The organism is Mesorhizobium sp. M0802 (assembly GCF_040320115.1).
In the GTDB taxonomy this organism is placed as follows: domain Bacteria; phylum Pseudomonadota; class Alphaproteobacteria; order Rhizobiales; family Rhizobiaceae; genus Mesorhizobium.
Map to the genome: position 1 here is coordinate 263999 of NZ_JAMYOY010000001.1, position 24395 is coordinate 288393.

Sequence of the window (24395 nt, forward strand, 5' to 3'; positions counted from 1 at the left end):
GAGGGCCGATGGAAAGCGAGACGCTGACAAGGCCGGAGGCGAGTGGATCGGAGGCGGGTGGGCCGGAGGTGGCGGGCGGCGGACGCCAGCTCGTGGTGCTGATCGCGCTGCACGATGCCGCGCGTGCCGAGCGCCTGTCGGCTTCGCTTGCGATGGCGGACGATCTGCTTCCGGTCGTGGCCGGCAGCGGGATTGTCGACGTCGCTGTCGTCGATGACGCTGTTGCGAACAGTGCGGCCTGGCTCGATCGGGCCGATGGTGGCAACAGCGCAATCCCACGGGTGCTGCTATCCGCGAGCGCTGGCCGGCCGGAAAACCGGGTGCTTGCCGTGCTGCCTTTGGCGTCGGATGCGAATCTGATCGCGGCTGCCGTCAGACTGGCGGCGGCCGGCTACCGGGTGTCAAGGGATGGGCGTTCGACGCCGGATCGTCATGGCGGTTTCGATCACATAGCGAGCGGAACTGAAACCGATAGCGGGCTGTTTGGCGAGGAATCTTTTGACGACGGCGCCGCCCTCCGACCAGCGCTGTCACCGCGCGAGACGGAAGTGCTGGCGCTGCTCGCCGAAGGCGCGCCCAACAAGGTGATCGCGCGGCGGCTGAACATCTCCGTGCATACGGCAAAGTTCCACGTCGCCGCGATCCTGATCAAGCTGGGTGCTGCGAACCGCACGGATGCCATCGCGATCGCGATGCGGCAGGGCCTGGTGCTGGTCTAACCCCCTTTTCCGTTTGAGCCTACGTTGCGTAACCCGTTGCAGGCTGCCGAGGCCTTGCGCAGTGCATTGCCGCCGCGCAATGGTTCGCGTCAGTGATGTAGCAAGGGAGGTGCCAAGACATGTCGCTCAAGGGAAAGACGCTGTTCATCTCCGGCGGGTCGCGCGGCATCGGTCTTTCGATCGCGCTGCGCGCTGCGCGCGACGGCGCCAATGTGACGATCGCGGCCAAGACCGCCGAGCCGCACCCGAAGCTGCCGGGCACGATCTACTCGGCAGCTGAGGAGATCGAGCAGGCCGGCGGCAAGGCGCTGCCTGTTTTGTGCGACATCCGCGAGGAGGCGCAGGTGGCCGAGGCGGTTGCCAAGACCGTCGAAAAGTTCGGCGGCATCGATATTTGCGTCAACAATGCCAGCGCCATCCAGCTCGCCAGCACGCTGGAGACCGACATGAAGCGCTACGATCTGATGCACCAGATCAACACGCGCGGCACTTTCCTGGTGTCGAAAATGTGCATTCCGCACCTGAAGTTGGCTGAGAATCCTCACATTCTGAATCTGGCACCGCCGCTCGATATGAAGGCCAAATGGTTCAAGAACCACGTCGCCTACACCATGGCCAAGTTCGGCATGTCGATGTGCACGCTGGGGATGAGCGCCGAGTTTGCCAAGGACGGCATCGCGGTCAATTCGCTGTGGCCGATCTCGACCATCGACACGGCGGCGGTGCGCAATCTGCTCGGTGGCGCGACGGTCGCGGCGATGAGCCGCTTGCCCGACATCATGGCCGATGCCGCACACGCCATCTTCCTGCGGCCATCGCGCGAGACATCAGGCAATTTCTACATCGATGAAGAGGTGCTGCGGGCCGAGGGCGTGACCGATTTCGCGGCCTACGCGCCAGGCGCGACCGGGCCGCTGGCCGGAGACTTTTTCGTGCCGGACGCGGTATTTGCCAATTCGCCGACGAACGTCAAAAGCATCTACTGACGGAAATCACGGGCCGACGGCGCTGCTTCCTCATCCACCTGCCGGCGTTGTTCGAAAAACCAAGCAATTGGCTTTTCGCCCGCTGTGCGGACCAGCCTCACCTCCCCATGAACGGGGAGAAAGGGGCTCATCACTCCTCGCCCTTCTTGCCTTTGCTCAGTCCCATCAGCCGGTCGATATAGGCCAGCATCAGCGCCGAAACGACGAAGGCGAGGTGGATGATGGTCAGCCACATCAGCTGGTCGATCGTATAGGAAGACGAATTCAGGAACACCTGCAACAGGTGGATCGAGGAAATAGCGACGATGGTCGAGGCGACCTTGACCTTCAGCGAACTGACATCGATCGTACCCAGCCAGTGCACACCGCCATCCTGGTCGTCGAAGCGGCTGACGAAATTCTCGTAGCCGGAGATGATCACCATCACCACCAGCGAGGCGACAAGTGCGGCGTCGATGAGGCCGAGCATCTTCAGGATGGTGTCGGTGTCGTCGAGTGTGAAGGCGACCATGACGAACTCGTAGAGTTTTTTGCCGAAGGACAGCGCATAGACGGCGAGCGCCAGGGCCAGCCCGATGTAGAAAACCACCAGCAGCCAGCGTGAGGCGAGGATGATCGATTCGATGGTGAGTTCGAGACGTTTCATGCAGCGGTTCCGGTCAGCTTTCTGAGGTCGACTGGGGTATTTCGGTCAGCTTGCCGCGGTTTGCAAGGCAAATTGCGGCGCAAAAAACCCCGCCGGGAGGGCCGGCGGGGTTCAATGCATCCCGCTGGAGTCGGGACGGGGCAGGGAACGCCCAGCCTCGAATCTGGGGAGGGCGGCCGCTCTATTCAATGAGCCGGTTCTAATACCAATACAATTCTTGTTGAACCGGGATTGCTGTCCGCAGCTCGACCCATCCCGGTCTGCCGGGATGGGTCCTTGTTGTTGATCTGATTCCAGAAAGCTGCTCAAGCCATTGGAAAGCAGATCAATTGTTACTCGCCACCGGTGCCACCAGCGAGGTGATGCGACGGATGCCGACGCGGCGGTTCTCGCGGTTGGGCGCCGTGGTGTTGACCTTGAGGTATTCCTCGCCATAGCCCTGAGTGGTCAGGTTTTCCGGCGGGATGCCGAAGGCATTGGTCAGCGCTTCGGCGACAGACTCAGCGCGCCGGTCGGACAGAGCAAGGTTTGCCTCCGGCGTGCCAACCGCATCGGTGTGGCCTTCGATCAGGAAGGTTTCGGCCGGGTTCTTCTTCAACAGTTTCTCCATGGCCGTGGCGACGCCTTCCAGTTTCTGCACTTCGGTGTCGGATATCGAGGCCGAGCCGAACTCGAAGTTCAATGTGTCGAGGTCGACGCGACGGGCAATGTCTCGCACGCGCGCCGAACGCTTCACTTCGTCGATGGAATAGAGGCGCTGGACCTTCTCCACCGGCGGTTGTTCGAGGAACTCGTAATAATCGTCCGGGCTTTCGACATCTTCCGAATCGAGGATGTACTCGCGGCGCGGGATGGTGAGCCGCATCGGCGGCAGGTCGTCACCGGGATCGCGCCAGTCATTGTCGTCGTCATAGCTGCGCTCGTCGACATAGCTCAGCACATATTCGTGCCCATCCGGCGTGATGCGCGATCGCCTGATGACGTCGCCATTGCGGTTGCGGATGGTGACGATCTGGATGCCATTGTCGCGCTCGACGATTTCCCGAGAGCGATCGCCCGACAGTTCCTCATAGTAAACATTCCTGGCGCCGCGGTGCATGCGCGGAGCGTCATTGCTTTCCACGATCGTCTGGTTGTTGAACTGCAGGATGACGCGGTCGCCGAGTTCCTTGACGACGTCGACGCCTTTCGGACGCCGGCGGTCGCGGACGTTCTCATCGGGTGCACGCTCGACGCGTTTGCCTTTTTCCTCCGTCACCGGGGCGATCTTTTCTGGCTGAATTGCCTGCTGAGCTGACTTGTCGTCGGTGGGCGGCGGTCCCTGGTCGACCGGAGCCGGCTTCGGGGCTTGCGCCTCGGTGCCGCCCTGCGCGGGCTGCTCGCCCGTCTGGCCGCCAGCATTCTGGCCGTTCCCATTCTGGCCGTTCCCATTTTGGCCGTTCCCATTTTGGCTGTTGCCGCCCTGGTCCTTGCGGTGCTTGCGCCTGGCATCCTTCTGGCTGTCCAGGATGGGTGCTTCGTCGGGGTTGGCCGTGGCTTCGCCTTGCGCCGGCGTCTCACCTTGCGCTGGCTGCTCGGCATTGGCCGGTTGCTCCGCAGGCTGTGGTTCACCGGTCGCAGGCTGCTGTTCGCCCGTCACCGGCTGTTCGCCGACAGTTTTTTTGCCGTGCTTTTTCGCCTGATCCTTCGGCTGTTCACCTTCGGCGGGAGCCGCTTGCTGATCGGCCGGGGGCTGAATCGGCTCGGCCTGCGGCGCGGGCTCTCCGGCAGGCGCAACTTTGACGTCTGGCGCTTTGTCGGCAGGCGCGGCCTCAATCTGCTGATCCTGCTTGCGCTTTTTCTTGCCCGACTTGTTGTCGTTTGCCGGCGCCACCTGTTCGGTGGGCGCTGCCTGCTCGGCAGGCTGCTGGGCCGGCTGTTCAGCGGGCGCCGCTTCGATCTGCTGTTGGTCGCGCTTCTTCTTGCGTGGCTTTAGCGGCTGTTCTTCATTTGCCGGAGCTACCTGTTCGGCCGGTTGTTCAGCCGGTGCTGCCTCGATCTGCTGCTGGTCACGCTTCTTCTTGCGTGGCTTGAGCGGCTGCTCATCGGTCGCCGGCGCTGCCTGGGCGCCGCCCTCATCCGCAGGCGCCGCCTCGATCTGCTGCTGTTGATTGCGCTTCTTTTTGCGCGGCTGCTGTTCCTCGGCGGCAGGTGCGGCCTGTTCGGCCGGGGCCTGCTCGGTCTGCTGCTGATCCCGCTTCTTCCTGCGCGGCTGTTGTTCCTCGGCGGCAGGGGCGGGTTGCTCTGCAGCCGGTGCAGGCTGCTCGGCGGCCGGCGCTGCCTGTTCGGCCTGCTGGCGTTTCTTTTTGCGCGGCAGTTCCTGGTCGGTCTGCTGACCATCTGCAGCAGGGTCGTCCTGGACCAGGATCAGTGGCGCGGCCGTGTGCTGCAAGGGGCCGAAAACGGCGTTGCCCTGCAACGGGGATGCGCCCAACGGCGCGGATGCCATAAGCAGGCCAAGTGCCGTACCTGCCAGTACCCGTGGTTGGCGTTTCATCTTAAATTCTCCTTGTGGGGTCCCATCCCTGCCCAAACTGTCCTTGACCGGATTGGTTCCGGTTTGCGGGCATTACCCGCACCCAAGGACGATTGACCGGCGTTTTGAAGGCAACTTCATGTTTTTCCTATGGTGCGGCCGGAATTTGAAGTCACACAACAGCTTGACCTTGCCGCATGCGGAGGCCACATCTCGACCCATAATGGAAACGCCGTTCTGGAAGACCAAGACGCTGGAAGCGATGACGCCCACCGAGTGGGAATCGCTGTGCGACGGCTGCGGAAAATGCTGCCTGTCTAAACTCGAGGACGAGGATACCGGCGAGATCTACTGGACATCAGTCGGCTGCCGGCTGTTCGATGGGCAAAGCTGCCGCTGTTCGGACTATGCCAACCGGCTGGCGCGCGTGCCGGACTGTGTCGGGCTGACGCCGCAGAATGTGCGCACCATCACGTGGCTGCCGAAAACCTGTGCCTACCGGCTGGTTGCCGAGGGGCACGACCTCTATTGGTGGCACAGGCTGGTGTCGGGAAGTGCCGAGACTGTTCATGATGCCGGCATCTCCATGCGCGGCCGCGTCCGCGCCAGTGAGACCGATCTGGCCGAGCCGGACGACTATTTCGACTATATGCTCGATGACGAGCCCTGAGCATTCTGGAACGGACGCTGCCATAGGGCGTTCTGCGCCATTGGACGTTTTTGACGGTCAGGATCGTTTGCAGCGGTGGAAGGGGCGGTTGCTTTCAACCTGTCGGGCAGATTAACCGAAAATGAACGGCCGGTTCGCGAAGAGTTCAGATTGCAAGGAGCATTCTCCCCCCATCGGTTCGACCAAGACGGGCGCAAGCCCTCAACAAGGAGAGAAGACAATGTTCAACTCATTCAAGACGGCAGGCCTTTCGGGTCTCGTAGCTCTCGGCACGCTTGCCGCAGTGCCCGCCCAGGCGGACTCGATCTATCTCGGCTTCGGCAACAACCATGACCGCCGCGTCGGCGTCTACACCGGCGACGATGAGGACGGCTTTCGCCGTGACCGCAATTGGCGCCGCTGCTCGCCGGATCGCGCCCTCGACAAGGCCGAGCGCATGGGCCTGCACCGCGTCCGCATCGTCGATGTCAATCGCCGCGTGGTGAAGGTCGCCGGCCGTCAGTATGGCGATCGCGTTGTGATCGTGTTCGCCAATGAGCGCGGCTGCCCGGTTATTTATCGCTAACAGAACCAGACTGATCTTCTGCGAAGATCAGTCTGGGATACGACCTTCTGCGAAGGTCGATCCGGAGGCATGTTCCTCCGCGAGGATCAGCCTGGAGTAGCGGCATGACCCTTCTAGGGTCAGCCAGGAGCCCCTTTCCCTCCGCGGAAGGGTGCGGCTCGAAAAAACCCCGGAGGCCAGTCCTCCGGGGTTTTTCATGTCGGCGATAGCGGTTCCGGCCGACGGGTTCAGCAGAACCGCACCCGGCCCGGCGGCCTGCTACTTAAGCTCGAATGTCACTGTTACCTGCACGGCGTAGGCATTCTCGCCGGCCTGCACGGGAACCGCGGCGCCTGCCGCATCGAAGGCCTTGGCATTGATCGGCATCGGCGCCGGCGCAACGTTCTGGTCGGTGATTTCCAGCACCCGGCCGATGCTGACGCCGGCGGCTTCGGCCAGCGTCTTGGCCTTGGCCATGGCATCGGCGACCGCCTTCTTGCGGGCTTCGGTGACGGCAGCCTTCGGATCCTCGTTGGAGAACGAAATGCCGCCGCCCTGGTTGACGCCGAGCGACACAGCCTTGTCGAGAACCTCACCTGTTTTGTCGATGTCGCGAATGCGCACCGAGAGTGTGTTGGTCACCTGGTAAGCGACAAGCTCGGCTTCCTGGCTGCCGTCGGGCTTGTTGGTGTAATTGTAACGCGGGTTGATCTGGATGCCGGCGGTCTGCAGGTCGCGATCCTTGATCCCTGCCGACTTCATTGCCGCGATCACGGCGGCCATGGCGTCGTTGTTGGCGTCGAGTGCCGCGCGTGCGGTCTTGGCCTCGCGCATGACGCTGAGCGTCAGCAGCGCCAGGTCGGGCGCCACGGTCGACTGGCCTTCACCCGACACGATGATCCGGGGCGGGGGCAGCGAATCGGCAGCGCTTGCCATCGCCGGAAAAGCGATCGCGGCGGCAAGTGCGAGCGGCAAAATATGTCTGGTCATGAAAATCTCCTCGATGTGCGATCCAGTCGCGCCTGTCGACTAGGGCGCGAATATGGGCTGATTTGGGCGATCTCGGCCAGCCCGTCCGGAAAGCCTTGTGCCGCGCAAGGAAAAACACTAATCCAGCGCGCGTGGGGCCTGTAGCTCAATGGTTAGAGCCGGCGGCTCATAACCGCTTGGTTGGGGGTTCGAGTCCCTCCGGGCCCACCATTATCGTTATTTATCAATGTGTTATAGGGTGATTCGCCACGAGGTTCGCCAACAGGTTCGCCAAGCATCGGCTTGCGCGTGACCAGCCGCACGACTCGATCCCCTGGACCGCCAGCCGTACCTGCTATGCTCGCGCGAATAGAGCTCCGCATGATCGATATCGTCGTGACCGAGGACGTCCATCATCTGCCTGGTGGAGGCCTCGGCCTCCGCCAGATAAACACCGAGCGATTTCCTCAAACCATGCAGGGTAAGGCCCTTCGGAAGACCGGCAAGCTTGCACCAATGCGCCATCATTCCAGTCAAGGACTTGGCGGAGAAGGGCTCCCCATAGGCGTTGACCAAGACGGTCTCGCCGCGCCTGTCAGCCGCATCCAGGATCTCGGACAGCATCGGCGTGATCGGCACGAAAAGCCGTTTGCCGCCTGTTCGTCCCTTGTTCTTCCCCTGAACGATATCAAACCCGTCAAAGTGACGCTCGACGCCATCGATGAAGACACGGCGGGTGACCCTCTGGTCCCAGCGCAGGCCCGCGACGTCGCCGCGGCGGTTGCCGAGCCAAAGCCCCAAACCATAGCAAGTGCGTGCTGCGGTGCCCAAGTGCCAACGGTTTTCAAATTGCGCCATCGCTTCGCGCGACCAAGCTTTCCAACCGACATAGGCCGGGCGCCACTCGACCGCTGCTGTGGGATCGATTTGATCCAATCTTGTCGCAGTGCTACATAGACCAGCTTGCGTATGCCCACCAGCAGGTGCTTGGGGGGTGTGGCGATGAAGCGGCCAAGAAGCTCTTCAATATGGATACGTCTAAGGTTCTTAACCGGTACGTCGCGCCAAATCAGTGCGTGATCTGGGACCACCCGCAGTTCCAGAAATTCTTCAATCAGCCGCGTGTTCTTGCGCTTGCTGGCTTCGTCAAGCGCCAACCACTTGACTGAGATCTTCAACCGTTGAAAGGCCGCTCCAAATGTGCCTGGCAGGGCGGCACCAGGCATTTGGACGACGGGTGGCTGGGGGACTTTCGGCCTTCGAACGCTGCCTGGTATGCGTCCTTAAATCCCGGTTGATTGGGAGCAGGCAGACTGACCAAACGCTCCTTCGTCCGATAGCGCCAGGGCGCAGCTGGATCTGGTTGCTGAGCGAGCCTTGCGTGAGCCCGGCGTTCTTGCGGGCGCGGCGCAGGATGGCCCCGAGTTGTTTTTCGTTGCGAGCGATCTGGTCTGTCATGATGGGCCTCCATGCTCGCAATATACGCGATCGCGTATTGATCGTAATATACGGAGTTGCGTATAAAATTGATGTATACGCGATCGCGTATGACGCCGATCGGTCAGCTGGCAAGCGGCGGTCTTATGCCGCCAGCCCGGCGGGCTGTCGCGGAGCGCGAAGGCGAGCGTCTGCGGCTTGGTCGCCTGCAGCGACGCATAGACGCCTTCCTCGGTCGAGAAAGCGACGCCGTTATCCAGGAACGCCTGCTCCTCGATAGAATCGGCGGCGATCCCGGACCGGTCCCTGGGCGGAAGCTGCCGGGAATGTAGTTCAGGTGAATCCCAAACAGGCTCCCCGGGTGGCCGCGCGCCAGCCACACGCTTGTGGGAGTTGCGCGAGGCGAGTTGCTCACGCTCAGCTAACGCGGCTCTCCCGAGGAGTTAGGCATCTTGCTGTGGTATCAGTGGTCGATGACGGTACCTCTGCGGCATGCATCGGGCAGTTACTCGCAAATGCGCCGAAGGCGTCGTAGCGTTTGGTCGGGGATGATGGTTTTGAAAAGCCCAGCCGAGTCGATTGGATGCATCGTCCGTTTTTCACAGGATGGACAACGCCTGGGATCAGTTTTACGAGTCAGCCCAACCAGCGGAGATGTTCGCGTCCCCAAATGAACAAGATGGACACCCAAAACAGCAAGGGCGGCGACGAGCGCTCGACCGCCACCAGCCTTCTGCGGCTCGGCATACGGTTGAAACTCTCCCGGCAGACGCGTGGGCTGACCTTGAAGGCGCTAGCTGCCGCCGCGAACTGCTCTGAAAGCCTGCTTTCCAAGGTCGAGAACGGCAAGGTCTCGCCCTCGCTTCCCATGCTGCACCGGCTTGTCGAGGTGCTTGGCACCAACATTGGCTGGATGTTCGAGGAATCCGATGGTGAGGAAGGCATCGTCTTTCGGGCTGGATCGCGGCCGTTGATCGCGCTCGATCCGCTTCGGCGCGGCGAAGGCATTTCGCTCGAGCGCGTCATTCCGTATTCGCCCGGCCATCTCCTGCAGTGCAACATCCATCACATCGAGGCGGGAGGTGAGAGCGCCGGCCCGATCCAGCACGCTGGCGAGGAAGTCGGCTACCTCCTGGAAGGTGCGATCGAATTGATGGTCGGCGAAAAGACGTTTCGCCTGTCGGCCGGCGATTCCTTCGTCTTCAATTCCGAACTGCCGCACTGGTACCGCAATGTCGGCGACGAACGCGCCAGCATTTTCTGGGTGAACACGCCGGCAACATTCTGATAGGGCGAGCCCCTCATTTGTCTTCGTTGATGCCAATTCAAGTCACTTGACAAGAAATCAAGCATCTTGAAATATGCTCTGCGCTCAGGCGCCAGGTGAGCCCGATCAAGGGCCTTTTCGAGAAAACCAAGGGGAACCGGAATGCGTCTTACCAAGATCCTTTCAGGCTGCGCCGCAGCCATCGCCATGACCCTCGCCCTCGGCTCTGCTTCGGCCATGGCCGAGACCTATGCGCTGGTGACCATCAACCAGCAGGCCCTGTTCTTCAACCAGATCAATGACGGCGCAACGGCTGCCGCAAAGGCTGCCGGCGTGGACCTCGTCATCTTCAACGCCAACAATGTACCAAGCGCGCAGAACGACGCCATCGAGAACTACATCACCCAGAAGGTCGACGGCATCATTCTCGTCGCCATCGATGTCAACGGCGTGAAGCCGGCCATCACCGCGGCCAAAGCCGCCGGCATTCCGGTCATCGCCATTGACGCGCAGATCCCAAATGGCGACAACGTCGCCTTCGTCGGCGTTGACAACACCAAGGCAGGCGAGGATATCGGCAAGTTCTACGCCGAATACGTCAAGACCAAGCTGAGCGGCACCGCCAAGATCGGCGTCGTCGGCGCGCTCAATTCGTTCATCCAGAACCAGCGCCTCGACGGCTTCAAGAAGGCTGTCACCGACAGCGGCCAGAAGGTCACCTTCCTCGACACGGTCGACGGCCAGAACGTCCAGGACGTCGCCCTGTCCGCCTCCGAAAACCTGATGACTGCCAATCCTGACATGACGACGCTTTACGCGACCGGCGAGCCGGCTCTGCTCGGCGCGGTTTCCGCCGTCTCCAGCCAGGCCCGTACGGGCGACGTCAAGGTGTTCGGCTGGGACCTGACCAAGTCGGCGGTGCAGGGTCTCGAAGAGGGCTGGGTGGTCGCTGTCGTCCAGCAGGATCCGGCCGGTGAAGGCAAGGCTGCCATCGAAGCTTTCGTCAAGCTCAAGAAGGGCGAGAAGATCGACCCGATCATCAACGTTCCGATCACCATCGTGACCAAGGAAAATGTCGGCCAGTTCAAGGACATGTTCAAGTAGTATCCTTTCCGGACCGCTGGGCTGCGCATTGACCCGAGGGTTGCCTGCGCAGCCCGGCGACCAATTGAACATGTCGCGCCCAGAGAATTGGAACCATGATGAGCGATGGCGAGACCTACCGCGTCAGGATGACCGGTATTTCCAAACGGTACGGCCCTATCCAGACGCTGGACGATGTCTCGCTGAACCTGAAGCCTGGCGAAGTGCTCGGTCTGGTCGGCGACAATGGCGCCGGCAAATCCACCTTGAGCAAGGTGCTGTCCGGTGCGGTCATTCCTGATGCCGGCACCATCGAGATCAATGGCAAGGCGGTGTCTTTCTCGTCGCCGGCCGATGCCCGCGCCGCGCGGGTGGAGATGGTCTACCAGGACCTTTCGCTCTGCGACACGGTGGATGTGGCGGGCAATCTCTTCCTCGGCCGCGAGCCGCGTCGCCGCGTTCTCGGCGTCCCCTTTCTCGACAACAAGCGCATGCATGGCGAGACGCGCCAGATGCTCGACCGGCTCGGCATCGTCATTGCCGATACCAAGCTCAAGGTCGAAAACCTCTCCGGTGGGCAGCGCCAGTCGATCGCCATCGGCCGCGCGGCTTCCTTCGATCCGTCGGTGCTGATCATGGACGAGCCGACGGCCGCCCTTGCGGTGGCGGAAGTCGAGGCGGTTCTGGAACTCATCCGCGCCGTCAGCGCCCGTGGTGTCAGCGTCATCCTCATCACCCATCGCCTGCAGGATCTGTTCCTGGTCTGCGATCGTATCCAGGTCATGTACGAAGGCCGCAATGTCGCCGAGCGCAAGATCGGCGAGACCAGCATCGAGGAGGTCGTCAACCTGATCGTCGGCCGCAAATTCACCGCGCGCTCGGCCCGCGCAAGCCGCGATGAGGGGGTCCAACCATGAACGTTACCTCCGCCGGTGTTGGCGCCTCGCCCAAACGCGCTCACAACAGCACGTGGAAGGATGTGGCGTTAGCCAATGGCAGCGTCGTCTCGATTGCGCTGTTCTTCATCGTCGTCTGCGTGGTCTTCTCGCTGATCACCGGTTCCTTCCTGACGACGCCCAATCTGCTCAACATCGCGCGCCAGTCGGCGCCGCTGCTGATCGTTGCGGCCGCGATGACCTTCGTCATCACCACCGGCGGCATCGACCTCTCGGTCGGCTCCGTGCTGGCGCTGACGGCAACGCTGTCGGCGGTTTTCCTGCAGGCCGACCTGCCATGGCCGCTGGTCGTCATCGCCATGCTGGCGCTTGGTGCTGCGATCGGCGCCTTGCACGGCTTCTTCATCGCCTACGAGCGGATACCGCCCTTCATCGTCACCCTTGCCGGGCTCTCCGTCATCCGCGGCGTGGCGTTGCTGATTACCGGCGGCTATTCGATCCCGGTCGAACCGACCAGCTTCTTCGTCAACATCGGCAGGGCCTGGTTTCTCGGCGTGCCGGTACCGGCGCTGCTCGCCCTTGTCGTGCTGATCATTGCCTATCTCGCCTTCAACCAGACGCCGTTCGGCCGCTATGTCACCGGCATCGGCGCCAATACAGAGGCCGTGCGCCGAGCCGGTGTCGATACGCGCTTCATGACGCTCTTCGTCTACATCCTGTCGGGCATGGCGGCGGCGGTGGCCGGCATCATCCTCGCCGCCCGGCTCGGTTCCGGCTCGTCGAATGCCGGCCAGGGTTTCGAGCTCGATGTCATCGCCGCCGTGGTGCTTGGCGGCACCAGTCTGTTCGGCGGGCGCGGTACGATCATCGGCACTGTGCTCGGCGCGTTGACCGTCGCGGTCATCGGCAACGGCTTGATCCTTGCGCATATGTCGCCCTTCCTGACGCCGATCGTTACCGGCACAATCATCCTCGTTGCCATCTGGCTGAATTTCCGGCTGTTCAAGGGCGCAACGCGGAGCCGCTGACATGGATCATCTGTTCGACGACAAGCCAAGGGAACGGGCACCGATCGGTGTTCGCTCCGGCACGGTGATGACCGTTACTGGCCCGGTTGCGATCGCCGATATGGGCGTGACGCTGATGCATGAACACATACTGCTCGATGGCGCGACGTCGTGGAAATGCCCTTGCCATCCCGACGAGAAGAAGATCGGCGAGCAGCCGGTCAGCATGGAGATCATCGGCGAGTTGCGGATGAACCCCTACATGAACCGCGACAACGTCTCGCTCGACGACAGCGACCTAGCCCTTTCGGAGTTGGCGAAATACCGGGCGCTCGGCGGCCATACCGTGGTGGATGCGACCAACATTGGCATTGGCCGCGATCCGGTGAAGCTGGCGCGCATCGCCCGCGCCTCTGGATTGCGGATCGTCATGGGGACGGGCTTCTACCTGCAGCACACCCATCCCGTCTGGCTGAAAGCGATGGACGTTGACGACGTCACCGAATTCCTCGTCAATGATGTCGGCGGCGGGTCGGCGCAGCCCGAAATCATTGCCGGCATTATCGGTGAGGTTGGCGTCAGCAAGGATTTTACCGACGAGGAGCGCAAGTCGCTGCGGGCCTCCGCCCGTGCGGCCAAGATGACCGGCGTGCCGCTGACGATTCATCTGCCCGGCTGGGAGCGGCTGGCGCATGATGTGCTTGACGTGGTCGAGGCAGAAGGCGCCGATCTCCGGCATACGGTGCTTTGCCACATGAACCCCAGCCACAACGATCTTGCCTACCAGCAAAGCCTCGCCGCGCGTGGCGCCTTCCTGGAATACGACATGATCGGCATGGATTTCTATTATGCCGACCAGGATGCGCAGTCGCCGTCCGACGAGCAGAATGCGCGGGCGATCCGCTCGCTGATCGATATGGGACTGCTCGACAGGATTCTGCTGTCGCAGGACGTCTTTCTCAAGATCATGCTGACCCGCTTCGGCGGTTTCGGCTACGGCTTCATCCTCAAGCATTTCGTGCCGAGACTGAAACGCCATGGTGTCGAGCAGTCGGCAATCGACACGATGCTCATCGACAATCCAAAGACTGTGTTCGCCGAGGGCCTCTGAGCCGCGGCTCCAAAACAAGATAGGGAGACTACATGTCCAGGAAGAAGGTTCTTCTCGCAGGCGAGTCCTGGGTCTCGACCGCGACCCACATCAAAGGCTTCGATCAGTTTCCCACCGTGACCTATCACACCGGTGCCGATGAGTTGCTGGCCGCGCTGAAGGACAGCCTGTTCGACGTCACCTTCATGCCGGCGCATGAGGCACAGCGGAATTTCCCGCAGACCATGGAAGCGCTTTCGGCCTATGACGCGGTCGTGCTCTCCGATCTTGGAGCCAACACGCTGCTGCTTCACCCCGATACCTGGATCCACTCCAAACCGACGCCGAACCGGCTGCGCCTGTTGCGCGACTATGTCGGCAATGGCGGCGGCCTGCTGATGTTCGGCGGGTATTACAGCTTCCAGGGCATCAATGGTGGCGCGCGCTATCACAAGACGCCGGTTGAGGACGTTTTGCCGGTCATCTGCCTGCCGGTGGACGACCGTGTCGAGGTTCCAGAAGGCTATGCGCCGGTCGTCGTCGGCCCGCAGACCCATCCGATCCTCAAGGGCCTCGGCAAGGATTGGCCAATCCTGCTTGGCTTCAACGAGGTCACGGTCAAGGACGGCGCGGAAGTTCTCGCCACCGTCTCTTCCGACTACCGTTCGCTGCCGCTGCTGGCGACCGGCAAATATGGCCAAGGCCGCACCGTCGCCTGGACGTCGGATGTAGGGCCGCATTGGCTGCCGCCGGGCTTCATCGCCTGGAATGGCTACAAGACGTTGTTCGAACAGATGCTAGGCTGGGCAACGGCCAGGGATTAGCCATGCGCGTCCATGTCGTCGGCAATGTTTGCGTCGATACAACGTTTCGGTTGGACCGGTTTCCGGCGGCAGGCGAGACGCTGAACGCATCGGAACATGCTGACGGACTTGGCGGCAAGGGTGCGAACCAGGCGCTGGCCGCGGCGCGCACCGGAGCCGATGTTCGCTTCCGTGCCGCGATCGGCAACGATCCCGCCGGAGCCTGGATCGCAGAGCAGTTGAGCCGCGATCTCGATGCCAGCCATCTGGCGGTACTGGCACTGCCCAGCGATCGGTCGACGATCATGGTCGATGCGCGCGGCGAAAACCTCATCGTCACCGGAGCCAGTTGCGCCGCCGCGTACAATCCTATGGCCGACAGCGGTTTTACCCGATCGATCGCACGCGGCGATATCGTAGTATTTCAGGGCAATCTGGGTCCGGATATCACGGCCACTTGCCTGAAGGTGGCGCGGGGCGCGGGAGCGATGACGATCTTCAATCCGAGCCCGCTTGCGGCCGACCACACACCGGGCTTGAGCGACGTCAGCGTCGTCATCGCCAACGCGGGCGAAGCGGCGCAACTGACCGGGGCTGGCGACCCTGCCATGGCGGCCCGCGACTTGATCCGTCAGGGCGCCGGCGCTGCCATCGTGACGCTTGGCGCACTCGGCTGCCTGGTCGATAACCAAGGACGGATCGACCGGATCGCGGCGCCCAGGGTGGCCGTGCTAGACACCAGCGGCGCGGGCGACGTCTTTTGCGGTTGCCTCGCTGGTTGCCTTGCGGCCGGCATGGAGCTCCCCGCGGCAGCGCGGATTGCGGTCCGCGCGGCCGCTGTCTCGGTCGGACGCGCCGGCACGCTTGAGTCCTGCCCCGGCAGGCGGGAGATGAAACTGCTCATGGAAACAACAGAAGCGGAAACCGCATGACACAATCCCCCAAACCCGTCGGCCAGGTGACGAATGATGCGCTGCAGTCGATCTTCGGCAGAAGCAAGGTGGTGATCGGCGTGGTTCATCTCGCCCCCCTGCCGGGGGCGCCGCGCTACCATGGCGAGGCGATCGAGGCCATCTATCAACGCGGCCTCGACGACGCCAAAGCCTATTTGCAGGGAGGGTGTGACGGCGTGATCGCCGAAAACCATGGTGACGTGCCGTTTTCCAAGCCGGATGATATCGGGCCGGAAACCTCCGCCTACATGTCTGTCGTCTCAGACCGGATCCGCAGAGAACTCGGCCGGCCGATCGGCATCAATGTGCTTGCCAATGCCTCCATTCCCGCGCTTTCGATCGCCAGTGCCTCCGGTGCTTCCTTCGTGCGCGTCAATCAATGGGCCAACGCCTATGTCGCCAACGAGGGCTTTATCGAAGGCGAAGCGGCGCGCGCCATGCGTTTCCGCGCTAGGCTTCGAGCCAACGGTATCCGCATCTTCGCCGACGCGCATGTCAAGCATGGCGCCCACGCGATCGTCGGCGACCGGCCGATCGAGGAGCAGGTCAAGGACCTCGTGTTCTTCGATGCCGACGCGGTGATCGCCACCGGCCAGCGCACTGGCCACGCCGCCGACCTCAGCTACATCAGGATGATCAAGGACGCCGCCGGACTGCCGATGCTTGTCGGCAGCGGGGTGACACCCGACAACGCCAACGATATCTTGGACATCGTCGACGGCGTCATTGTCGCCAGCTCGCTGAAACATGATGGAGTGTGGTGGAATCAGGTCGATCCGCAACGGGTGAAGGCCTTCATCCGCGGCCTCAAGCGGTGACTTTAGTGCCGGAGATCGACGGCGAGCGGCTGCTGGGCCGGCTCGATGCCTTCGCCCGGATCGGCGCGACGCCAGCCGGTGGCGTAAACCGACAGGCGTTCAGCATCGAGGATCGCGGCGCCCGGCGCCTGTTGGCGGAATTGGCGCTCGCGCGCGGCTTCGCGGTTTTCCAGGACGCCATGGCAAACCTTTTCATCCGCCGCGAGGGCACGGATGCCACCCTGCCGCCGCTGCTTATCGGCAGCCACCTCGACAGCCAGCCGACCGGCGGGCGCTTCGATGGAGCGCTCGGTACGCTTTCCGCCTTCGAGGCGCTCGAAGCGCTGGAGGACGCGAGGGCCGAGACTCGGATGCCGATCGAGGTCGTCGCCTGGGCCAATGAAGAGGGCAGCCGGTTTACGCCGGGTGTCATGGGCTCCATGGCCTTCACCGGAGCCGACATTTGCGCATGGCGGTCCATAGTCGGCAGCGACGGTGCGTCCCTCGCAGAGGAGGTCGGGGCAACGATCTCCGCCTTGCCAGAGGCAACCCTTCGCCCCCTCGGCATGCCGATATCCGGCTACATCGAGCTGCATATCGAACAGGGACCATCGCTGGAAAAGGAGCGGTTGCCGATCGGTATCGTCACAGCCGTGCAAGGTACGCGCTGGCTGGAGGTCTGCATTGAGGGCGCCGCCGGTCACGCCGGCACAACCGGCCTCCCCTACCGTAGGGATCCGATGGTCGCGGCCGTTGCCGCGATTCACAGGCTCCAGACGACGATCATGCCGTTCGACAGCAGGGCAAGGCTGACGGTGGGCCGGGTGACCGCCCAGCCGGGATCGATCAACGCCATACCGCAGTCTGTGGTCTTCGCCGTCGATATCAGGCATCCGCGGGTAGAGCGGCTCGATGCCATCGAAGCAGAACTGCGCCAGGTGTGCGCGGCGGAGGCAGAAGCTCAGCATTGCACGGTAACGATCAGTCGGTCGTTCGACATGCCGGGGGCGGCATTCTCTCCCGATATGGTCAAAACCGTCGAGGAGGCCGCCAATAGCCTAAAGCTGCCGCACAAACAGATGATCTCGGGTGCATTCCATGACGCGCTGTTCCTCGCCCGGGTGGCGCCTGCCGTGATGATCTTTGTGCCGTGCCGTGACGGGCTGAGCCACAACGAGGCGGAATATGTGGAGCCTGCCCACGCGGTTACCGGCGCGCGGGTTCTGCTTCAAGCGGCCACCGTCGCCGCCTCTTAGGCAGCGACGGTGGCACAGGCGTGCTGGCGTGAAGAGGCAACCCGTGGGACTTCCTGGTGCCCGTCCGTCATTTCGTGACGTCGGCGAGCTGCAACGGGTGGTCAAGGCCGCCGAGCTGCGGCGGATTGATCGCGGACTTACGATCGGCCCACATTCAACACCTGACCCAGCAGAAAAGCCCACCAGATTCCTGGGCCGTCATTGACGCCGTGGGTGATATAGGCGGTGACGAATCTGCTAGGCTATCGCCTCGGCCACCGGCAGGAAATCCCCACGCCCGCCATAGAGCTTGCCCGTGTCGATCGCGAGCAACTGGCGCCGTCCAGCCGTCCAGCGCTGCTGGACGTTGTCGCACTCGAGGCGTCCACAAGGATGCGTGTGTCCCAACTGTCGCTGCGGCTAATCCTAAAGCCAATGTCGCGCACCATGGAAAGAGACAATCCCGATTGGGCACCCAGAAACTGGTGATGCCGCCGGCAAGGGAAGCCGCTTCGTAGTATTGCGCGACGGCGACGCCAGGCATCATGGCAACGAACCTTATTGCCCAAAGGCATCGGCGCTTTCAAAAATGTCGATAGATGACTGCGAGCCGTTTTGATCCTTCCCGGCCATCGCCAGATGGACGTTGCTACCGCACATTAGCAGAACCGGATTTTTCTCGCCAAAGGCGAAAAATCGAAACGTCGTTCCTTATCTCTATAGATTTTGTCGAATATCGTCTGCCCCGGTTTGGAAATGACCGATGCGCATGCAGGGTCTGGGAGATTGATGAGTTGGCAAGGCTATCGGTTCTTGGAATATCCGGCGGCGTAAGCACGCCATCGCGCACAACCGCGGTGGTGAACGCGCTGGTCAAGGACGTGGCGCTGCGCGTCCCGGCAGACACGGGCCTGATCGAAATCACCGAGGCGGCGCCTTCGCTTTTTGTCGGACTGTCCCGTGGCGCCCTCGGCGCGTCCGGCGAAGCGATTATCCAGCGTGTCGAGAAGGCCGATCTGCTCGTGGTCGGAACGCCTGTCTATCGGGCTTCCTACACCGGCGCCCTCAAGCACCTGTTCGACCTCGTCGACTATCGCGCGCTCGCCGGCAAGACCGTGCTTCTCGCGGCGACAGGCGGAAGTCCATACCATGGCCTGGTTCTCGAACATCAGTTGCGGCCATTATTCGGCTTTTTGAGCGCCGTCACCGTACCGACCGGCGTCTATGGGGCGCCCGACGATTTCATCGGCGCCGAAATCGTCGGCGAGGCGATACGCGAACGCATTTCACGGGCCGCATCCGAAGCGGTTTCACTGCTCAATTCCAACCATACAAATGCCGCCGCCGCAGCGCGCGTCGGCTGAGCCAACCAAAAGGGAACAACGACATGACGTCTCATTCCGACGGCCTGAAATTCGCCTACTGGGTTCCGAACGTCTCCGGCGGCCTGGTCATCTCCAACATCGAGCAGCGGACCGGTTGGGACATCGACTATAACCGCAAGCTCGCCCAGATCGCAGAGGCCAACGGCTTCGACTACGCACTGAGCCAGATCCGCTTCACCGCCGGCTACGGCGCCGACAACCAGCACGAATCCGTGTCGTTCAGCCACGCACTGCTGGCCGCCACCACGACGCTGAAAGTGATTGCCGCCGTCTTGCCCGGTCCATGGAACCCGGCGCTGGCGGCCAAGCAGATCGCCACCATCAACCACCTGACCAATGGCCGCGTGGCCGTCAATGTTGTCAGCGGCTGGTTCCGTGGCGAGTTCGCCGCCATCGGCGAGCTGTGGCTCGACCACGACGAGCGCTACCGCCGCTCGGAGGAGTTCATCCGCGCGTTGCGCGGCATCTGGACCGAGGACAATTTCACGCTGAAGGGCGACTTCTATCGCTTCACCAACTACTCGATGAAGCCGAAGCCGATCGATCCGCAGCCCGAGATCTTCCAGGGCGGCTCGTCGCGCGCCGCGCGTGACATGGCTTCGCGGGTGTCCGACTGGTATTTCACCAACGGCAACACGCCCGAAGAGATCAGGAAGCAGGTCGACGATATCAAGGCCAAGGCGAAGGCGAATGGCCACAAGGTGAAGATCGGCGTCAACGCCTTTGCCATTGCTCGCGAAACCGAGGCGGAAGCACGCGCCGTGCTGGACGAGATCGTCGCCAAGGCCAATCCCGAAGCGGTGCAGGGCTTTGCCGACCAGGTCAAGAATGCCGGCAAGGCCTCGCCGGAAGGCGAGGGCAACTGGGCGAAGTCGTCCCTCGAGGATCTCGTGCAGTACAATGACGGCTTCCGCAGCAATCTCATCGGCACGCCGGAACAGATCGCCGAACGCATCCTCAAGCTGAAGGATGCCGGCGCCGATCTGATCCTGCTCGGCTTCCTGCATTTCCAGGAAGAGGTCGAGTTCTTCGGCAAGCGCATCATCCCGCTGGTGCGCGAACTGGAAGCGGCGCGTGACAGGGAGCTTGTCGCCGCCGAATAGGCCAGGGCGCGGCCTGCGGGCCGCGCACTCCTTGAAAATCAGGAACGTGTCATGATTGGTGCTTCGCTGGGAGCCGCCGCATACGAGCGTGCGCCCGAAATCCCCGGCATTCTTGCTGGCGCTGGTCCACTCACGGACACGCGCCCGGCGCGCCTGTCGGCAAAGGTCGATGCGATCCTGACTCTGAGCGGGATTGGCATTTCGTTCGGCGGCGTCACGGCGCTGAGCGATGTCGATCTCGAGGTCAAGAGCGGCGAAATCCGCGCCGTGATCGGCCCCAACGGCGCAGGCAAATCCTCGCTGATCAACATCATCAGCGGCCTCTATCACGCCGACCACGGCAAGATCGCGATCGCCGGCCAGTCATTCTCCCGTGTGCCCGCGAACCGTCTGGCACGTCTGGGCGTCGCGCGCACCTTCCAGAACCTGGCGCTCTTTCCCGGGCTTTCCGTGCACGACAACATCGCGTCGGGCCGCGTCCACACCAGGCGCGCCAGTTTTGTCGAACATATTGCCGGCCTGCCACGCGCCAGGCGCGAAGACGCTGCGATTGCCGCAAAGGTCGACCAGACAATCGCCTTCCTGCATCTGGAAACGGTCGCCGATCAGCTGGTCGCGACGCTGCCCTACGGCTTGCAGAAGCGGGTCGAACTGGCGCGAGCGCTGGTTGCCGAGCCGAAGATCCTGCTGCTCGACGAACCGATGGCGGGCATGACGGCGACCGAGAAAGCCGAGATGGCCGGGTTCGTGCGCGCCGCGCGCGACCGGCATGGCGTCACCATCATCCTGATCGAGCACGACATCGGGGTCGTCATGGGCCTATCCGACCGCGTCGCCGTGCTCGATTACGGCCGCAAGATCGCCGACGGCACGCCGGCCGAAGTGCGCGCCGATCCGGACGTGATCCGGGCCTATCTCGGCACCGCCGAGGGCGAGGATGGCGAGGGCATCTGATGAGCTACTATGATTTTCTCTTCGTTGTCGAAGTGCTGGTCGGCGGCCTGTTGTCGGGAGTCATGTATTCGCTCGTCGCCATCGGCTTCGTGCTGATCTACAAGACGTCGGGTGTGCTGAACTTCGCGCAAGGGTCGATGGTGCTGTTTGCGGCACTCACCTTTGTCAGCCTGGTCGAACGCGGCATCCCGTTTGCGCTTGCGCTGCTGATCACCTTCGCAGTCATGGTCGCGCTGGGTTTCACCATCGAGCGTACCGTGCTCAGGCCGCTGGTCAACCGCTCGCCGATGACGCTGTTCATGGCCACGCTTGGCCTGTCCTACATCATCGAGGGTGCAGCCCAGCTGATCTGGGGAACGCAGGTGCACGGGCTTGATCTCGGCATCGACGACACGCCCTTCGAGGTCGGCGGCATCCTGATCTCGTCGTTCGACCTTCTGGCAGCTGGCATCGCCGCAGCGATGGTGGCGGGCTTGAGCGCCTTCTTCTATTGGACCCGGATCGGGCTGGCGTTTCGCGCCGTCGCCGACGACCAGTTCGCGGCCCTTGCCGTCGGACTGCGGCTGCCGCGGATCTGGGGAACGGTGTGGACGGCCGCGGGCTTCGTGGCGCTGGTCGCGGGACTGCTGTGGGGTGCCCGCCTCGGCGTCCAGTTCTCGCTGTCACTGATCGTGTTGAAGGCGCTGCCGGTGCTGGTGCTTGGCGGCTTCGATTCCATCCTTGGCGCCATCGTCGGCGGCCTGATCATCGGCGCCAGCGAAAAGCTCGCCGAGGTCTATCTCGGCCCCTTCGTCGGCGGCGGCATCGAAGGCTGGTTCGCCTATGCGCTGGCGCTGGTCGTGCTGCTGGTGCGTCCCTCCGGCCTGTTTGGCCAGAAAACCGTCGAAAGGGTCTGACCGATGGCCGTGCAAGCGCTCGACGCCGCCAGGCTTCCAATCGACTGGCAGAAGTTCGCCCGGAAATTCGCTTTGCCGGCCGTGCTGATCGTCGTCGCCTACGGCCTGATCCCGGCCTATGCCTCGAGCTATCTGGTTGAGGCGATCCTGCTGCCGTTCCTGGCGCTCAGCCTGGCGGCAGTCGGCCTCAACCTCTTGACCGGCTATTGCGGCCAGCTTTCGCTTGGCTCCTCCGCTTTCATGGCGGTAGGCGCCTTCGCCGCATACAATTTCAACCTGCGGGTGGAAGGACTGCCGCTGGCGGCGACCATGATCCTGGCGGGAATTTCGGCCGCCGGCATCGGCGTCATCTTCGGATTGCCGAGCCTGCGCCTGCGCGGCTTCTATCTCGCTGTCTCGACGCTGGCCGCCCAGTTTTTCGTGCAGTGGGCGCTGACCAAGTTCGGCTGGTTCTCCAACGACAATCCGTCCGGGGTGATTTCCGCGCCGCACCTTGCCGTCGCCGGGTTTTCGCTCGACGGTGCCGCCGGACGCTATTTACTTTCCGTCACCACCGTCGCCTTGCTGACGGCACTGGTCTGGCGGCTGGTCAACAGCGCCACCGGCCGCAATTTCATCGCCGTGCGCGACAATGAAACCGCCGCGCGCATCATTGGCGTGCCGGTGCTGCGGACCAAGCTGCTGGCGTTCGCCATTTCGTCCTTCATCATCGGCGTCGCCGGCGTGCTGTGGGCCTTCACCTATCTGCGCACGGTCGAGCCGGCCGGCTTCAATCTCGACCGCTCGTTCCAGATCCTGTTCATCATCATCATCGGCGGGCTGGCTTCGATACGCGGTGCGTTTCTGGGCGCCGCATTCATCGTCGTCTTCCCGCTCGTTCTGTCTCGGCTCGGCGCCTTCGTGTTCGGCGGCCTGTTCGATTCTGGTGTGCTCGACATGAGCCAGCGCATCGTGCTTGGCGCGCTCATCATCATTTTCCTCATCGCGGAACCGAACGGGCTGTCGGCCCTCTTCGACCGCCTGAAACGACGGATCGGCTCAAGGTCCAGCTGAGCGCCGCTCGACATTCTCTCACGGACCCACCTCAGGAGACGCAACTCATGACCTTCTTCAATCACCTCAAGAAAGCGGCGATCGCCACCGCTTTCGTGCTCGGCGCGACAGCCGTCCATGCCGACGAACAATATTTCCCGCTGCAGAGCTACCGCGTCGGCCCCTATGCCGCGGGCGGCACCGGCTTCTTCGGCGGCTTCATCGACTATCTCAACCTGATCAACATCCGCGACGGCGGCGTCAATGGCGTCAAGCTGACCTGGAGCGAGGGCGAAACCCAGTATGAGGTCGAGAGGGGCGTCGAGGTCTACGAACGGTTGAAGAGCAATCCCGGCATCGCCGCCTGGAACCCGCTCTCGGTCGGCATCGCCTACGCCATGATCGACCGCATCACCGACGACAAGGTGCCGCTTATCACCATCAATCACGGCCGCACCGACACCACCGACGGCCGGGTATTCCCTTACGTCTTCCCGCTGCTGCTCAACCCCTACAGCGAAACATCGGGCATCGTGAACTACATCGCCTCCAAGGAAGGCGGCCTCGACAAGCTCAAGGGCAAGAAGATCGTCGTGCTCTATCACGGCTCGCCCTACGGCAAGGAGACGATCCCGATCTATGAGCTGCTGTCGCAGAAATACGGCTTCGAGCTGTCGCAGATTGAAGTTCCGCACCCCGGCAACGAGCAGCAGGCGCAGTGGCTAACCATCCGTCGCGAGCACCCCGACTATGTCGTGCTGCGCGGCTGGGGCGTGATGAACCCGGTTGCGCTCAAGACCGCGCAGAAGACCGGCTTCCCGGCCGATCACATCGTCGGCAATGTCTGGTCCAACTCTGAAGAGGACGTCATCCCCGCCGGCGACTCCGCCAAGGGCTACACCGCCATCACCACCCAGGCGTCTGGCGCCGACTATCCGGTCGTCAAGGAGATCGTCAAGACGGTCTACGACGCCGGCAAGGGCAATCTCGAGGATAAGAGCCGCGTCGGCTCGGTCTACCACAATCTCGGCATCGTCAACGGCATCCTCAATGTCGAAGCCATCCGCATCGCGCAGGCCAAATTCGGCAATCGCACGCTGACCGGCGATGAGGTCCGTTGGGGCTTCGAACACCTCAAGCTCGACCCGGCGCGCGTCGAGGCGCTCGGTGCCAAGGACCTGTTCCACTCGATCAACGTCTCCTGGGACAATCACGAAGGTGACGGCTACGTGACCTTCCAGCAGTGGGACGGCAAGAAGTGGAACGTCGTGTCCGACTGGATCGCGCCCGACTGGAAGCTGCTGCGCCCGATCATCGAGAAGTCGTCCGAGGCCTATGCCAAGGAAAAGGGCCTCAAGATCCGCACGGCCGAAGACGCCGATGCGGTGATCAGCAACTGAGTTTGAAG

The 24395-nt window shown here is 62.7% G+C and carries 25 protein-coding genes and 1 tRNA gene; 22 read left to right on the forward strand and 4 right to left on the reverse strand.

The window, feature by feature from the left end; all coding sequences use genetic code 11:
• Positions 1-8: 8 nt before the first annotated feature.
• On the forward strand, positions 9-719 hold the full coding sequence (locus tag NKI10_RS01315) for a helix-turn-helix transcriptional regulator (RefSeq protein WP_198020319.1): 711 nt from the start codon (positions 9-11) through the stop codon (positions 717-719).
• Between the two features lie 119 nt (positions 720-838).
• Positions 839-1705: an SDR family oxidoreductase gene (locus tag NKI10_RS01320; RefSeq protein WP_023705827.1), complete on the forward strand. Its 867-nt coding sequence runs from the start codon at positions 839-841 to the stop codon at positions 1703-1705.
• A 130-nt stretch (positions 1706-1835) separates the two neighbouring features.
• Here the strand turns inward: NKI10_RS01320 and NKI10_RS01325 are convergent, their stop codons facing one another.
• The gene (locus NKI10_RS01325) at positions 1836-2351 is read right to left on the reverse strand and encodes a TIGR00645 family protein (RefSeq protein ID WP_352858107.1); all 516 of its coding nucleotides are present in this window, start codon (positions 2349-2351) and stop codon (positions 1836-1838) included.
• Positions 2352-2676: 325 nt separating this feature from the next.
• Complete coding sequence (locus tag NKI10_RS01330) at positions 2677-4887, reverse strand: OmpA family protein (protein ID WP_023727443.1); 2211 nt, start codon at positions 4885-4887, stop codon at positions 2677-2679.
• Between the two features lie 202 nt (positions 4888-5089).
• On the opposite strand from NKI10_RS01330, the gene NKI10_RS01335 reads away from it, so the two are divergent.
• Entirely contained in the window at positions 5090-5536 is a 447-nt protein-coding gene (locus tag NKI10_RS01335; protein ID WP_023672465.1) for a YcgN family cysteine cluster protein, read from the forward strand.
• A gap of 220 nt (positions 5537-5756) precedes the next feature.
• Complete coding sequence (locus NKI10_RS01340) at positions 5757-6101, forward strand: hypothetical protein (RefSeq protein ID WP_352858110.1); 345 nt, start codon at positions 5757-5759, stop codon at positions 6099-6101.
• A gap of 258 nt (positions 6102-6359) precedes the next feature.
• Here NKI10_RS01340 and NKI10_RS01345 read toward each other — a convergent pair whose 3' ends face one another.
• Complete coding sequence (locus NKI10_RS01345; protein ID WP_023705824.1) at positions 6360-7070, reverse strand: SIMPL domain-containing protein; 711 nt, start codon at positions 7068-7070, stop codon at positions 6360-6362.
• 134 nt (positions 7071-7204) lie between these two features.
• Between NKI10_RS01345 and NKI10_RS01350 the strand changes: the two genes are divergently transcribed.
• Positions 7205-7280, forward strand: a tRNA-Ile gene (locus tag NKI10_RS01350).
• A 21-nt stretch (positions 7281-7301) separates the two neighbouring features.
• Here the strand turns inward: NKI10_RS01350 and NKI10_RS01355 are convergent.
• Positions 7302-7850 (reverse strand): tyrosine-type recombinase/integrase, encoded by a 549-nt coding sequence (locus tag NKI10_RS01355; protein WP_502897528.1) that lies wholly within the window; start codon positions 7848-7850, stop codon positions 7302-7304.
• Between the two features lie 137 nt (positions 7851-7987).
• On the opposite strand from NKI10_RS01355, the gene NKI10_RS01360 reads away from it, so the two are divergent.
• From NKI10_RS01360 to NKI10_RS01440, 17 genes are all read left to right on the forward strand, one after another.
• Complete coding sequence (locus NKI10_RS01360; RefSeq protein ID WP_352858112.1) at positions 7988-8218, forward strand: hypothetical protein; 231 nt, start codon at positions 7988-7990, stop codon at positions 8216-8218.
• Between the two features lie 938 nt (positions 8219-9156).
• On the forward strand, positions 9157-9774 hold the full coding sequence (locus NKI10_RS01365) for a cupin domain-containing protein (protein WP_023672469.1): 618 nt from the start codon (positions 9157-9159) through the stop codon (positions 9772-9774).
• Between the two features lie 141 nt (positions 9775-9915).
• On the forward strand, positions 9916-10857 hold the full coding sequence (locus tag NKI10_RS01370) for an ABC transporter substrate-binding protein (RefSeq protein ID WP_023701800.1): 942 nt from the start codon (positions 9916-9918) through the stop codon (positions 10855-10857).
• Between the two features lie 95 nt (positions 10858-10952).
• Positions 10953-11753 carry an ATP-binding cassette domain-containing protein gene (locus NKI10_RS01375; RefSeq protein WP_502897520.1) on the forward strand — a complete coding sequence of 267 codons (801 nt, stop codon included), beginning with the start codon at positions 10953-10955 and terminating at the stop codon, positions 11751-11753.
• Positions 11750-12760: an ABC transporter permease gene (locus tag NKI10_RS01380; protein WP_023746257.1), complete on the forward strand. Its 1011-nt coding sequence runs from the start codon at positions 11750-11752 to the stop codon at positions 12758-12760. The genes NKI10_RS01375 and NKI10_RS01380 overlap by 4 nt, the downstream gene beginning before the upstream one ends.
• 1 nt (position 12761) lies before the next feature.
• The gene (locus tag NKI10_RS01385; protein ID WP_023727752.1) at positions 12762-13850 is read left to right on the forward strand and encodes a phosphotriesterase family protein; all 1089 of its coding nucleotides are present in this window, start codon (positions 12762-12764) and stop codon (positions 13848-13850) included.
• 32 nt (positions 13851-13882) lie between these two features.
• A complete protein-coding gene (locus tag NKI10_RS01390) occupies positions 13883-14653 on the forward strand; it encodes a glutamine amidotransferase (protein ID WP_352858116.1) in 771 nt (256 codons plus the stop codon).
• 2 nt (positions 14654-14655) lie between these two features.
• Positions 14656-15564, forward strand: coding sequence for a ribokinase (locus tag NKI10_RS01395; protein ID WP_352545200.1), 909 nt, complete (start codon positions 14656-14658; stop codon positions 15562-15564).
• The gene (locus NKI10_RS01400) at positions 15561-16403 is read left to right on the forward strand and encodes a BtpA/SgcQ family protein (RefSeq protein ID WP_352545199.1); all 843 of its coding nucleotides are present in this window, start codon (positions 15561-15563) and stop codon (positions 16401-16403) included. The genes NKI10_RS01395 and NKI10_RS01400 overlap by 4 nt, the downstream gene beginning before the upstream one ends.
• Complete coding sequence (locus NKI10_RS01405) at positions 16400-17638, forward strand: Zn-dependent hydrolase (protein WP_352545316.1); 1239 nt, start codon at positions 16400-16402, stop codon at positions 17636-17638. The genes NKI10_RS01400 and NKI10_RS01405 overlap by 4 nt, the downstream gene beginning before the upstream one ends.
• A 225-nt stretch (positions 17639-17863) precedes the next feature.
• Entirely contained in the window at positions 17864-18106 is a 243-nt protein-coding gene (locus NKI10_RS01410; RefSeq protein WP_156933493.1) for a hypothetical protein, read from the forward strand.
• A 305-nt stretch (positions 18107-18411) separates the two neighbouring features.
• Entirely contained in the window at positions 18412-18981 is a 570-nt protein-coding gene (msuE, locus tag NKI10_RS01415; RefSeq protein WP_352858119.1) for an FMN reductase, read from the forward strand.
• A gap of 23 nt (positions 18982-19004) precedes the next feature.
• Positions 19005-20105 carry a dimethylsulfone monooxygenase SfnG gene (gene sfnG / locus NKI10_RS01420; RefSeq protein WP_023701791.1) on the forward strand — a complete coding sequence of 367 codons (1101 nt, stop codon included), beginning with the start codon at positions 19005-19007 and terminating at the stop codon, positions 20103-20105.
• Between the two features lie 51 nt (positions 20106-20156).
• A complete protein-coding gene (locus NKI10_RS01425) occupies positions 20157-21059 on the forward strand; it encodes an ABC transporter ATP-binding protein (RefSeq protein ID WP_031251647.1) in 903 nt (300 codons plus the stop codon).
• On the forward strand, positions 21059-21955 hold the full coding sequence (locus NKI10_RS01430) for a branched-chain amino acid ABC transporter permease (protein WP_023706571.1): 897 nt from the start codon (positions 21059-21061) through the stop codon (positions 21953-21955). The genes NKI10_RS01425 and NKI10_RS01430 overlap by 1 nt, the downstream gene beginning before the upstream one ends.
• A gap of 3 nt (positions 21956-21958) precedes the next feature.
• Entirely contained in the window at positions 21959-23008 is a 1050-nt protein-coding gene (locus tag NKI10_RS01435) for a branched-chain amino acid ABC transporter permease (RefSeq protein ID WP_352858122.1), read from the forward strand.
• A gap of 47 nt (positions 23009-23055) precedes the next feature.
• Positions 23056-24387 (forward strand): ABC transporter substrate-binding protein, encoded by a 1332-nt coding sequence (locus tag NKI10_RS01440; RefSeq protein WP_352858124.1) that lies wholly within the window; start codon positions 23056-23058, stop codon positions 24385-24387.
• Positions 24388-24395 lie beyond the last annotated feature (8 nt).

What these genes read in the sequence shown, in the direction of transcription:
- NKI10_RS01315 (WP_198020319.1), top strand. Translation starts at nt 9, where the DNA reads ATGGAAAGCGAGACGCTGACAAGGCCGGAGGCGAGTGGATCGGAGGCG.
- NKI10_RS01320 (WP_023705827.1), top strand. Translation starts at nt 839, where the DNA reads ATGTCGCTCAAGGGAAAGACGCTGTTCATCTCCGGCGGGTCGCGCGGC.
- NKI10_RS01325 (WP_352858107.1), bottom strand. Translation starts at nt 2,351, where the DNA reads ATGAAACGTCTCGAACTCACCATCGAATCGATCATCCTCGCCTCACGC.
- NKI10_RS01330 (WP_023727443.1), bottom strand. Translation starts at nt 4,887, where the DNA reads ATGAAACGCCAACCACGGGTACTGGCAGGTACGGCACTTGGCCTGCTT.
- NKI10_RS01335 (WP_023672465.1), top strand. Translation starts at nt 5,090, where the DNA reads ATGGAAACGCCGTTCTGGAAGACCAAGACGCTGGAAGCGATGACGCCC.
- NKI10_RS01340 (WP_352858110.1), top strand. Translation starts at nt 5,757, where the DNA reads ATGTTCAACTCATTCAAGACGGCAGGCCTTTCGGGTCTCGTAGCTCTC.
- NKI10_RS01345 (WP_023705824.1), bottom strand. Translation starts at nt 7,070, where the DNA reads ATGACCAGACATATTTTGCCGCTCGCACTTGCCGCCGCGATCGCTTTT.
- NKI10_RS01365 (WP_023672469.1), top strand. Translation starts at nt 9,157, where the DNA reads ATGAACAAGATGGACACCCAAAACAGCAAGGGCGGCGACGAGCGCTCG.
- NKI10_RS01370 (WP_023701800.1), top strand. Translation starts at nt 9,916, where the DNA reads ATGCGTCTTACCAAGATCCTTTCAGGCTGCGCCGCAGCCATCGCCATG.
- NKI10_RS01375 (WP_502897520.1), top strand. Translation starts at nt 10,953, where the DNA reads ATGATGAGCGATGGCGAGACCTACCGCGTCAGGATGACCGGTATTTCC.
- NKI10_RS01380 (WP_023746257.1), top strand. Translation starts at nt 11,750, where the DNA reads ATGAACGTTACCTCCGCCGGTGTTGGCGCCTCGCCCAAACGCGCTCAC.
- NKI10_RS01385 (WP_023727752.1), top strand. Translation starts at nt 12,762, where the DNA reads ATGGATCATCTGTTCGACGACAAGCCAAGGGAACGGGCACCGATCGGT.
- NKI10_RS01390 (WP_352858116.1), top strand. Translation starts at nt 13,883, where the DNA reads ATGTCCAGGAAGAAGGTTCTTCTCGCAGGCGAGTCCTGGGTCTCGACC.
- NKI10_RS01395 (WP_352545200.1), top strand. Translation starts at nt 14,656, where the DNA reads ATGCGCGTCCATGTCGTCGGCAATGTTTGCGTCGATACAACGTTTCGG.
- NKI10_RS01400 (WP_352545199.1), top strand. Translation starts at nt 15,561, where the DNA reads ATGACACAATCCCCCAAACCCGTCGGCCAGGTGACGAATGATGCGCTG.
- sfnG (WP_023701791.1), top strand. Translation starts at nt 19,005, where the DNA reads ATGACGTCTCATTCCGACGGCCTGAAATTCGCCTACTGGGTTCCGAAC.
- NKI10_RS01425 (WP_031251647.1), top strand. Translation starts at nt 20,157, where the DNA reads ATGATTGGTGCTTCGCTGGGAGCCGCCGCATACGAGCGTGCGCCCGAA.
- NKI10_RS01430 (WP_023706571.1), top strand. Translation starts at nt 21,059, where the DNA reads ATGAGCTACTATGATTTTCTCTTCGTTGTCGAAGTGCTGGTCGGCGGC.
- NKI10_RS01435 (WP_352858122.1), top strand. Translation starts at nt 21,959, where the DNA reads ATGGCCGTGCAAGCGCTCGACGCCGCCAGGCTTCCAATCGACTGGCAG.
- NKI10_RS01440 (WP_352858124.1), top strand. Translation starts at nt 23,056, where the DNA reads ATGACCTTCTTCAATCACCTCAAGAAAGCGGCGATCGCCACCGCTTTC.